The organism is Anaerobiospirillum sp. NML120449, from assembly GCF_023051105.1.
GTDB lineage: Bacteria > Pseudomonadota > Gammaproteobacteria > Enterobacterales > Succinivibrionaceae > Anaerobiospirillum.
In genome coordinates this window covers 16,794-28,727 of the sequence record NZ_JALKIL010000038.1, presented here as the reverse complement: position 1 = coordinate 28,727, position 11,934 = coordinate 16,794, and the positions used below count along the sequence as shown (strand labels likewise).

The 11,934-nt window shown below is 53.2% G+C and carries 5 protein-coding genes; 3 read left to right on the top strand and 2 right to left on the bottom strand.

Going from position 1 to position 11,934, the window contains the following annotated elements:
- Positions 1 to 622: 622 nt before the first annotated feature.
- Complete coding sequence (locus MXE41_RS10270; protein ID WP_247100424.1) at positions 623 to 1,381, bottom strand: endonuclease; 759 nt, start codon at positions 1,379 to 1,381, stop codon at positions 623 to 625.
- A gap of 164 nt (positions 1,382 to 1,545) precedes the next feature.
- Here MXE41_RS10270 and MXE41_RS10265 point away from each other — a divergent pair, with 164 nt between their 5' ends.
- From MXE41_RS10265 to MXE41_RS10255, 3 genes are all read left to right on the top strand, one after another.
- A complete protein-coding gene (locus MXE41_RS10265) occupies positions 1,546 to 1,686 on the top strand; it encodes a hypothetical protein (RefSeq protein ID WP_247100423.1) in 141 nt (46 codons plus the stop codon).
- 1,449 nt (positions 1,687 to 3,135) lie between these two features.
- Entirely contained in the window at positions 3,136 to 3,984 is an 849-nt protein-coding gene (locus tag MXE41_RS10260) for a DUF5718 family protein (RefSeq protein ID WP_246978008.1), read from the top strand.
- A 1,177-nt stretch (positions 3,985 to 5,161) separates the two neighbouring features.
- Complete coding sequence (locus tag MXE41_RS10255; RefSeq protein ID WP_247100422.1) at positions 5,162 to 5,983, top strand: transposase; 822 nt, start codon at positions 5,162 to 5,164, stop codon at positions 5,981 to 5,983.
- 271 nt (positions 5,984 to 6,254) lie between these two features.
- Here the strand turns inward: MXE41_RS10255 and metK are convergent, their stop codons facing one another.
- Positions 6,255 to 7,403, bottom strand: a complete 1,149-nt coding sequence (gene metK / locus MXE41_RS10250; RefSeq protein ID WP_247100421.1) for a methionine adenosyltransferase — start codon at positions 7,401 to 7,403, stop codon at positions 6,255 to 6,257.
- Between the last annotated feature and the right edge of the window lie 4,531 nt (positions 7,404 to 11,934).

Sequence of the window (11,934 nt, the reverse complement as noted above, 5' to 3'; positions counted from 1 at the left end):
GGCATCGACAGTAAGTCACGTTACAGCGCAGGCAATATACAGTCGCATTACAGGCACGGCCGCCCATGTGCAGTACAGTCACGGCCGCCATGGTGCATTACAATCAGGGCTGCCCGGGTTCAGTACAGTCATGGCTGCTGACGTATGCCAAAGAGCGCAGCTCTGATTAGTTTCAGAGCAAATCACCTTGCAGGCAGGAGAGTCTGGTATCAGTCTGTGCAGCAGGGATAACGTGATAACGTGATAACGGGATGACTGGGTGACGGGCGGTCCATGTGCTGCTGTACAAACGATGTGCGGCTGCTGCGCTCTTTCGTTACGGAGCGCAGTGATGCAAGCAGAGGGATACGTGTACTGGCTGCTGGCTCTCTTACAGGACCGTCAGTCACAAAGATCGGGTATTGGGGCTGATGGAAGAGAAAGGAAAGACAAGGGGAGATGGGGGCAGACAGGAAAGAGAGTGGTGATGAGTCGGACAGGAACGACAGGGGGATGATAAGTTCCTGAGGGATGGCGCATCCTGAGCTGACAGGGCAGATTAGTCGGTGCCGGCATGTGGGGGCAGACAGTGATTATGTATCCTCAGCGGAGGTCGGGGCCGCTGTATGGCCCCGGATAGTGATCAGCGGCGTTTTCTGCCTACTGTGCAGGCTGAGGTAATGAAAGGATTGTCATTGCCCTGAAATTCAGCAATAAGCTCATTGCGACGGCACTCAATTACGTCTGGTGGATACTTTTCATTCCACTGTTCAAAAAGCATGTGCTGATCGCCGCCAATGGAGATACGGTAGCGCTGGCACATGTAGAGCATGGCACGGGCAATCTGACCGCGAGACCTGTCAGATGGCTGGGCACGTCGGCCTGCAAAGTCTACGACTACAGGGCAGCTGCCATACTGGGAAGGACGCTCACCCCAGTCATCAAAACGGAAAGTGGCGCGGTTACCACTGATTTCACCGATGGCCGGGAAAATATTGTGCATGTCGCCATCCATGAGATTGAACTTCTCATCGATAATACAGCCTCTCCGGCCGCCATTGAACCAGCACTCAAGGCCCTGGGCAAATACCCATGGGGACATGACACGGTCAAAGGCTACGCTGTTGGCACGCTTTTCAGAGCGGCGTGGCTCATAACCACAGCCAAAGGTATCGGTAAACCACTCAGTACTGTCGCCTGACTGACGGTAAAACAGGGCGCAGCCACAGTAGAGGGTAGTGGTATTGCCTATCTCGCGGTCGAGCTGACTGTAGATTGAAGGCAGGATCTCAGAGGCTTTCTCAAAACTGTCCATGGCATGGACCTCAGAGGCCACGAGAACAGAGGAAAGTCCCACCATAGCAGTTGCGGCTGTCAGCAGCTTTCTGACTGACCAGAGCATACATTACCCTCCTTAAAATGATTTGCTGATTAAGAAAACAAGGCATGGCGATGCCATAAAAACGCAAAAGACGCACAGCCATAATCATGTGCAGACTGTGCCATCGTGCCTGCAGCGCACACATTATAACTGAATGCAAAAAAACCATCATAGACAATATGCAAATGCGCGCCAGTATTGCCAGTGATGCAGCACACAGCCGCCGCTCAGTGAGCTCGGGCAGCCGCCGCTCAGTGAGCTCGGGCAGCCGCCGCTCAGTGAGCTCGGGCAGCGGCCGCGCCGTGCGCTCAGGCAACCGCCACTGAGTGAGCACGGGCAGCCAGGCCCCTGAGGCCGTCAAAGTGTACACGGCTGCCGTCCTGAGCCACGACATAAGGCGGGAATTGCATCATACATTACGGTCAGCAGCGGCATATTTCCAGTAATTTTAACCTGATGCCAGTTAGAAATACTGACAAAGTATGCGCCCCATTGAGTCATGGGTATAAATACATCTGCATATGTGCCTGCGTGCACTTTTTAAAAGTGCACAGGCCTGAAAAGAGCTCACAATTTCATAAAGGCAACAGGCCAAAATGCCTCTGTGCTTTCTGAGCAGGCTTCATTATTTGCAGCAGCTTATGCAGCAACTGAGGTAGATGTTTATGCCACTGCTCTGGTATCAGGCCGGGTAAGGTGGCCTTGAGCGATTGTCATGAGCAGATCGTTAAGCAGCTTTTTCCAGCAGGCAGCGCCTGTTTTCACTGACAATCAGGCGGAAGCTGGGAAAGCCCGTAACCTGGAGCCGGGGCTTGGAACATGGAGCCTGAAAGCCGGGGACAGTGGCGTGGACCATGGAGCCTGAAAGCCGGGGACAGGTGGCTTGGACCATGGAGCCTGAAACTGTGGCCTTGTGACGGGCACGGGACCTGTCCAGGGATCAGGTCTTAAAACGGTTATTACCGCCATCAGATTGTATGTCTTGTATCCAGGCTGTGATAAACAACTGCAGTGCAAGGGAAAATTATAAATCCACTGACAGTAAAAACCGCGTGACCTGGCTAACAGTAATTGATTCCTGTGCCAAAACTGCGCCTGTCAGATCAGCTATCAGTGCACAGCAATCAGTTCAGGCGGCCCCCTTATCTCAGTGCTGTTCAGTCCTGGCTGACTGTTATGCCCATGGATGGCGCTGCAGACTTGCTGTAGCAGGGCGTGGCAGGCTGTGGCAGGCTATGGAAGGTGCTGGCAGTTAATGTACTGCGCCTCATGCAGCGCCTGGCATGGCCAGGGCTGCAGATGTAGAGGGTATCCATGGTAGTAGCTGGTGTGAGCTCCAGACTTGCAGGGGTAAATATGCAGCGTTTATCTTAGTATCAGCATAAGGGCAGGTTGATACTGGCGCGGGCGCTGTGGCTTAAGCCGGCCGGTCAGGACAGGGCCATGCATCTGACTCTGGCTGAAAGGCCAGAGGTGGCATGGTTGTCACGGTGGCCCGGCTTGCCATGGCGGCCCTGGTTGCCGCAGGGCCGGGGCGGCAGGCGGACGGCGGCCGGGGGCTGATTTTGTGCCAAAAGTGCCTGAGTCGATCACAGGTGCGTGCGGGGAATTGTGCTAACATGACCTGATTATGAGCGTTCGGGCTGGTGTGGTGCACTGAGCCTTTGTCAGGCGGTGACTGCGGGCAGGTCAGGACGGCTGTTTTGCCGTTCTTTCGTGTTCGGGCCGTACCGGGCAGATCAAGGATTTTGAGCAATAATTGGGAGTAGCACAGTATGCTGATCGATTTAAAGAAGGTTGCCTGTTTTGGCGTAGCCGGTAATTTCACCGGACATCTTGAGCAGGCCGGTGAGGACAAGGACTTCACCAAGGTAAAGACTGCTGAGGAGAATGCTCCTAAGGCCGTATTCCCAACCTATATCCCTGAGATCGGTGCAGACACCCCTGAATTTCTGGGCACTTTCCCATTTGATGACTACTCCATCATTTTCCCTGAGGGCGAGGAGAAGCTGCAGATTGAGCCTGAGTGCGCCATTGTTTTTGACGTTGAGTGGAACAGCGACAAGGTTGCCGGCTTAAAGCCTCTGGTTTTTGCTGCTGCCAATGACTGCTCTATCCGCAAGCAGGGTGCCACCAAGATCAGCCAGAAGAAGAACTGGGGTCATGCCTCCAAGGGCTTTGCCTCCAACTACATCAAGGTCGACAGCCTGACTGAGGGCGGCATTCTGGACCGTTACCGCATTGCCTCCTTCCTCGTTCGTGACGGCAAGGTCTACACCTATGGTGAGGACAGCGCGGTCAAGGACTACTCCTACTTCTACGAGAAGCTGGTCAACTGGCTTATCGACCGTCTGAACAATCAGAAGGATGAGGGCCCGGCCGAGAACATCAACCTCTACCTCAACCGCGCTAACCGTCCAACCCGCATCATGGTTTCCATAGGTGCCACCCGCTACAGCGAGTTTGGTCTTACCAACTATCTGCAGGTAGGTGACGATGCCCTGGTAGTGGTATACCCAGGTGACGTATACACCCCTGAGGAGATTATCCACCGTGCCGAGCGCGACAATCTTGAAGAGGATGATATCTCCGTACTGCGTCAGGAAATCGTTATCCGCAGCTAAGTCCCTTGAGCGCAGCAGCTGCCACAGCCGCCGCTGCGACAGCTTTCGCTGCAGCTGACCGGCACTTAGTGCCTTTCAGCAGCACAGCCTGCATGGGCCTATCGGCATGCAGCCTGGCTGGGCACAGCGGCATGCAGCCTGTCATCTGCAAAGGAGCGCCTGTTATCAGCACCACTGAGGTTCTGATGACAGGCGCTTTTTCATGCCCGTAAGCAAAGCCACGCCGACCGGATGGTCTGCCTGCCGACGGGCCTGATGACCGGCACGTCTGCCGGCTGGCCTGCAGGACGGCTGTGCGGCTGGCGGCAGGCTGCCTGACAGTTTGCTGGGGCCAGTATCTGAGCAAAGTACTGGTACGGCCCGCTGGCAAGTGCCGCCTGACTGTTCCTCTTATCTGGCAGGCACCGTGGCCGGGCACGTTGCCGGGGCGGGAGCTTGTGGCCAACAGGATCGGGCGGGCGTGCCTTGCTGTGCACTGGTTATGGGGCAGAGCAGCAAAGAGCGATCTTATGCGCAAGATTTGGCTGTTTTGGGCTTAATCATGGGCTTTGTGAGGCTGTCAGCTGGTACGGAGGGCACGTCCGGACTGGACGTGCCCCCTGAAGAAAATGCACAAAAACATGAATGTTGATATGGTCCATATCAGCCCCGTAATATACAATTAATCGGCCTGTACAATACTTTCAGCACCAGGGCTACATGGCCTTATCAGAGCATTATCATCTGGCCGTGCCGGTGCCCGCAGGACTGCCAGGTCCACACCGCAAATCCATCACACACAGCGGTAAGGCAGTTGCTGCAGCCTTTATCACACACAGCTGTATCAGGCTACTGGTTAATGCACGCGCTGCCCTGGCGTTACGGTCCGGGCTGTATCATATCTGCGCCTTGAGTCAGGGCCGCAATGGGCTGTTATTGGCTGTATCTGCAGCCTCAGAGCCCCTTGCTTACCTCATGGTTAGTGCCGGGGCGGGCGCCGGTGCAGCCGCAGGTGCGGCCGGACGCAGCACCTGGCGCTGCCATAGCGGCTGCCCGTGCAGCAGCGCAGGTGGCGCGTGCTTGAGCAGGCGGGGCTTGGATGTGGCATTGCACTGGTGGACCATAAGGCGCGGGCGCATTTGATGTGGCGGCCAGGCCGCATATTCGGTTTAGCAGTAATAATCCTGGAGGAGTAATTATGTGTACTCTATCTATTCAGGACGCCAAGCGCGTTGCTTTTGAATGTATTAGAAATTACGAAGAGAATTCGTCTGTCTATTACCTGGATATTGTCAAACAGGCACTGTCTCACTTTTACTCATCGCTGCTCAATGCCGAGTTCCTTGCTCACCTGGGCTATGAAAAATCATCCTCAGCCACCAAGGAATCACCTAACCGCCGCAATGGCTTTATTCACAAGAAGGTGCGCTCATCCTTTGGCCCTCTTGATGTCATGGTGCCACGTGATCGTGACGGCTCTTTTTCTCCCATTGCCGTACGCAAGCACTCCCGTGCCGTAACCAGTACCGAAAGCAAGGTACTGTCCATGTATGCTCAGGGCATGAATGAGTCTGACGTGCAGATCTGTATTCAGAAAATCTATGGTTATGAGCTGCCCGAGAGCAGCGTCAACACCATTTATGAGCGTGTTCTCTCTGACATCAGAGACACAGGAGCCGGGAATCTCAAAGAGCAGTATGCCTTTGCCTGCATGAGCCGCATTGATTTTAAATTACGTCGTGCCGCCCCTCAGGAAAACGACATGTCCCTGTACATAGTCCAGGGCGTAGACGGCAAGGGCAACCGTGAAATACTCAACTGCTTTTTAAGCCCTCCTAACCGTCGCAAGACACCGGTTGAGCTGCTGCGCAATCTGGAGCTGCGCGGGGTGCGCAATATTGCCGTCCTGATGTGCCTTGGTATGAATATGGACGAGGCTGAAGCAGAAGAGGTATTCCCATACTCAAGCCTCTACTGCCCAGCCCACAGCCCGCGTTTTAACGCCGGTACCGCACGCTGACACCGCCTGTCAGGCAGGCAGCTGCGGCTGCAGCGGCCGGCCTGGCAATCATCCACTGGCGGCTGCCTGGCTACAGGTTCAGATGTTGCGGCCATAAAGCACAAAGGCAGAACCTCCCTTAACAGGGAAGTTCTGCCTTTGTTATTTGTACCGGCAGAGCAGTCTCTGCCGGACATGCAGCCACTGCCCAGGAGCAGTGACTGCAGGAGGGACAGGCCTTGGGGGGCCTGCTGCCATAAGGGAGCAGGTCAGGCCGGGACTTGACAGCAGCTTAGCTTAAAGCGGCGATCAGGCTCTCAACCTTGTCAGTCTTTTCCCATGGGAAGTTGTCGCGGCCGAAGTGACCGTAAGCGGCAGTTTCCTTGTAGATAGGACGCTCGAGGTCGAGCATGTTGATAAGGCCGTATGGACGCAGATCGAATACCTCGTTGACGATATTGGCGATCTTCTCATCAGCTACGGTGCCGGTGCCGAAGGTGTTTACGGAGATGGAAACAGGACGGGCTACACCAATGGCGTAGGAAACCTGAATCTCACACTGGCTGGCCAGTTTGGCAGCAACGATGTTCTTGGCTACATAACGGGCAGCATAGGCAGCAGAGCGGTCAACCTTGGAAGGATCCTTACCGGAGAAAGCACCACCGCCGTGACGGGCAGCACCACCGTAGGTGTCTACGATGATCTTGCGGCCGGTCAGACCACAGTCACCAACCGGGCCACCGATTACGAAACGGCCGGTAGGGTTGATGAAGTACTTGGTCTCCCCGGTCAGGTACTTGACCGGGATTACCTTCTTGATGATTTCTTCCTGAACACCCTCAACTACAGTGGTCAGAGACACATCAGGGGAGTGCTGGGTGGACAGAACAACGGTATCAACGTGGGAGATGGAACCGTCATCATTGTAGGCAAAGGTAACCTGACTCTTAGCATCAGGACGCAGCCATGGCATGATGCCCATGCGGCGTACTTCAGCCTGACGCTTAACGAGCAGGTGAGCATAGGTGATGGCAGCTGGCATGCATACGGCGGTCTCGTTGCAGGCATAACCGAACATCAGACCCTGGTCACCGGCACCCTGATCCTCAGGATTCTGGCGATCAACACCCTGGTTGATGTCTGGAGACTGCTTGCCCAGAGCGTTTAAGAAAGCGCAGTAGTTGCCGTCAAAACCTACTTCAGTAGAGTTGTAACCGATATCGCACACGGTCTTGCGTACTATAGCCTCAAGGTCCACATTGGCCTTGGTGGTAACTTCACCTGCAATGACTACCATACCGGTCTTAACCAGAGTTTCGCAGGCAACACGGGCCTTGCTGTCCTGAGCGAGAATGGCGTCGAGAATTGCGTCAGAAACCTGATCCGCAACCTTGTCTGGATGTCCTTCAGATACGGATTCAGATGTAAAGAGACGTGACATGTATTTCCCTCCTAAACAATGTCAGAAACTGGATAAGGTACGGATCGGAAAAATAACAATAAGAAAACAAAGACAGATGATCCGTTACCGCGATGGCACCGTCCGGCTTCAGTTCAGTCTCATCCGGCAATCCCGAGGCAGGCCAGGAAAGACGGTGACAATACCACAGCATTTATCAGCAACTGCCATGAGCACATGAACCACTGCCTGTAAACACAGATGCATAGCAACTCAAGTGTGCAAGGTGTTTTATGCGCAGCTGCCGCAGTCACTTCATAAAAGAATATGAATACGCAGCAGGACACAGATAAATGCTGATCATCCTTGGGCATGAGTGGTACCGGCTTAAGCGCCATGAACCAGATGCGCCTGACACCATGGCTTAAGCCCGGGCACATTATAAAGCGCCGGACAATGTACCTTTGGTGTCGCGGATGAGCATGACTGAAAGCTGAAAACACAGCCAGGGCCACCAGGATAGAAAAAGCAGGTGTAAAAGCACGCTCTGTTCTTAACAGAACAGCTGCGCCAGATATGTATCCAGCCGCAGGCACAATATAAAAGTGCCTGAGCTGACACATATCGAGCCTGAGCCGGCACACTGGCCTTTGTCAGGTCTTTTCTACAAGCCGTGATTTCCCCCAGCGCCGTATCACGACAGCCGGTATAACCCTTACCTGAAGCCTTGACCTGAGGGCAGCATCAACACCAGGCACCAGCCAGGGATAATGACATGCTCAGAGGTTGATTAAGCAGCTCAGATAGCAGAGCGCGAGGCTGCTTATGTACTGTATGTACTGCCAGGTAAACGTTACTGATAAGACCTGACAGATACAGAGCACAGGGCAGGTGTTATCTGGGCAGCCAGGTCAAAAAAGCTGCCTGGTCGCCAGGTACTGCCGGGAATGTTCTGTGTCCGTGCAGGCCTTTATCCGGCTCTGCCGCCGGGGCGGTCGCATCCTCACAAAAAACTGAAGTACTGAGCATTGCTCAGCTGACAGGAATATGAGGGCAGGAAATCTTTCTAAAAGGTGATAAAAATCAAACCCGATCTCAATCTAGCAATAGGCGCGCCAGAATTTAAAACGGTATTTGATGTATGTTAAGACCTGTGATCCCGGGAGTTTATGCCGGTAGCTGAAAGTACCGGACATGATGGCGTCAAAGCCAATAAATATCGGCATGGAGCGATAAATAAGTGGGGCTGGGCCCCGGGGAATCCCTTGGGGAAACCCCACGTTTTTCGTCTGTTATGGTACTGATAAACTCCCTGAGCAGATGTCAAAAAACCTGCATTGGCGGGATCACAAAAAGTGCCATATTATAGCCCGACACCAGGCAATAGCATCACAGCCTGACGAAAAAAGCATTCATTAACTCACCATCTGGAGGCACAATATTCCCGCCGTTACACACCCTGGGAACAACCTGGAAAACCCCATATAATATCCATATAAACAGCTCAGATATGGCTTTTCCCCGCTCTCCATTCCAGCACAAATAATCATCTCATCCTCACTGCTCAGAAGCGGAAAGCAGCATCAGCACAGATGCAGCTGAAAAATATAAGCAACAGCAAACTGCCACGCATCGCTCTGAGTTCAGCTCACGCCCCTGCAAACTCTCATTACAGTCCGTACACACTATACAAATCCAAAACTGCAGTATCTGTACTCACACAAAAAGTCGCCAGCAGCCCACAGCCTCAGCACCTCAGCATTACCATGGCACCAGGCCCCGCCCAGTTACGAGGGCCTGAACTCAGTCCAAACGCCATGGCATCGTGCTCCTCCTGATTACCATGGCTCCATGCCCGCCCAGTTACGAGGGGCTGAACTCCGTCCAAACACCATGGCACCGTGCTCCTCCTGATTACCATGGCACCAGGCCCCGCCCAGTTACGAGGGCCTGAACTCAGTCCAAACGCCATGGCATCGTGCTCCTCCTGATTACCATGGCTCCATGCCCGCCCAGTTACCAGGGGAACAGTGCACCTTTCCGCTTTCATGGCAGTCAGCTGGAGCGGCAGCTGTCAGATACCGCATAGTGAGTATTTCAGAACTTAAGTAAAAGTACGGCCATCTGCATCTGGTGGCGCATCTCTTATGCAGTATGGAAAGCAGGCCTGCCCACCAGGCATTCACCATGGGTAAGGACCTGCGGTGATATGAATACCAGGGCCGATCTGAAAACTGCAGGCGGGCAGCAGGCAGCTGACTGGCAATGGCACAGTCTGACATTACAGGCATATGACTAAAAGCGTTCCCGGCCAGTCCCTTATTACAGCAGGGCGTGGGTGGACTGGTGGCCTTTGCGAGGTATTGCCAGGTATAAGTATGACCAGGACAGCTTTCAACGGCAGCAGCAAAATGCCCTGCAGCCATGACCAGGAACACGGGCTGAGTTCTGACAATAATGGCAGGGGTATATGTGCAGCAGGCATATGGATAGAACTGACTCTGGTGCCTTCTGCAGACGAAGAACGAGCAGTGCCAGCCAGTCTTCCTGTAAGTGACAGGCGCCATGAGTACTGCCGGTACGAGCAGGAATGAAAAGACTGGCTGTAATCAGTTGGAGTAGCAGGAGCATGGCAGCTGTCGGTGTCTGTGCATAACCTGTGTATACAGAGGCTGGTTGATATAGGCTGAAACTTACTGTTGAACATGCTGCATGAACAGCAAGGTTAGTTTCGCTCATGACTGGCAGGTCACCATATCAGGAGGTACTGACCTGGTAATACTAAGACAGGCACTCTGGCAGCAGGACGAGTCTGTCAGCATGCGGCGCAGCTGTTGACAGTGAAAGCCTGCAGCAGGCGGCAGCGGCAGGCAGCAGTCTGCCAGCAATATGAGTCATGGGTCAGGCAACATAAGTCGTGGTGCAGTCAACGTAAGTCAGGGAGCAGTCAAAGTAAGCGAGAAACATTAAGCATGGCGGGGCAGTTTTCTTAGCCAGTGAAATAATAGTTTTGTCCGAAGCTTATGGGCGGACTTACTTATTAGCCGGCTTGCTGATGGCCGGGTAATCACTAATGCCATATGACGAGACTGGGAAAATGATGGAGTGGCTCAGAATTGCTGAATAACTTGTCAGACTGCATTCACCATGGGACTGGCATTGATGTGATGTGATGTGATGTGAGGTGACTGGCACAGAGGCTTTTCGGATAAGGAGGAGCACTGGTGCTGCTCCATGGATCGGGGGAGTCAATTATGGTGACACTCAAGTGGTAAGACAGGTTGTCAGCAGATTAGGCCAGCGGCAAACACACCGCTTTGGCAGGCCTTGCGCAAGCCCTGGACTTGATACTGCATTTTCGTTGAGAATATTCTTGCCAGGGCATGGATATCCACATCAGATATGGCTATGATCTGTTAGTTAATTATGTAGTGACCGAACAGAGCGTATTTCGGTAACCTGTGCTCAAATCAGCAAACAGCAAAAGTCCGCAGAGCAATATGCCTGATAGAGCATTACCTTAAAGCTCCACAGTATTAAATCTGATGATTTATCAAAGTGCACATTGATGACGGCTGACTGCCGACCTTGCGGCCAATGCAGGGATGGTATTTACAGCTGTTATCCTGGTTAATCTGAGTATGTCCTGCTGTCCTCTATGGCATCCATCACCAGGCCATATTTGTATGGCCCCAGAGGTATGCCCAGAGGTCTGCACTGTAACAGTTTGAGGCAGTACACTAAGCTCTTTCAAAACAGACAGCACGACTGCTCTGTAAGAGCCATGCACTCCGACCGCCACCTGAGTCCCGGCCGGAAAGGTCTTAAGACCTTACTATACATTTCATACTCATTTACATTGACCCTGAGCCTTATAAGGCCCGGAATCAAAGCATAACATTACAGCTGTCCTGACCAGAGTTCAGGCAGCCCAATAGAGAGTAAGAACAATAATTTAACTGCACCTGATGGGTGATGGGATAGTTCAGGTCTTATGCAGCCCTGCTGCTGTAAGTAACAGAAATCAACAGCACATCAGGAGCTCTCCGGGCAAGAAAAACCGCTCCTGGTCAATGCCCGCAAGGCCATGCTGTGAAGGCCAGTGCAGAGACAGCCATTGCAACGACAGGCGGACCAGCGACAGCTATTGCAGCGACAGTGTGTGCCGCTACAGCCATTGCAACGACAGATGGTCCAGCGACCAATGCTGCAGCTCTGGCCGCGCAGGTCGTGCTCGAAGTGCTGCGACATGCAGCCTCTGTCAAATCCATACAGCTCTGCCAGATAAAGGCAGAAATCACCACATAAGAGCAAATAAAGCATAATGCTGAGCTGTAAGGATTTATCCGCAGGACCATAACATCCATATTTAATTTCATTAATAAGCACCCGGGTCAGGCCAGGCAGCTTAGGAATCAGCAGTATTACATTATCCTGAGCCCGCCTGCGTCCTTAATACTTGAGAAAGTAACCTTCAAAGATCGATTGGGTGGTTGACTTACTGGACACTGGCCACTGGGCACTTTGCAGCGGCTGATGTTAAGCCAGTCAGGCACAGGGTGAACATGTAAGG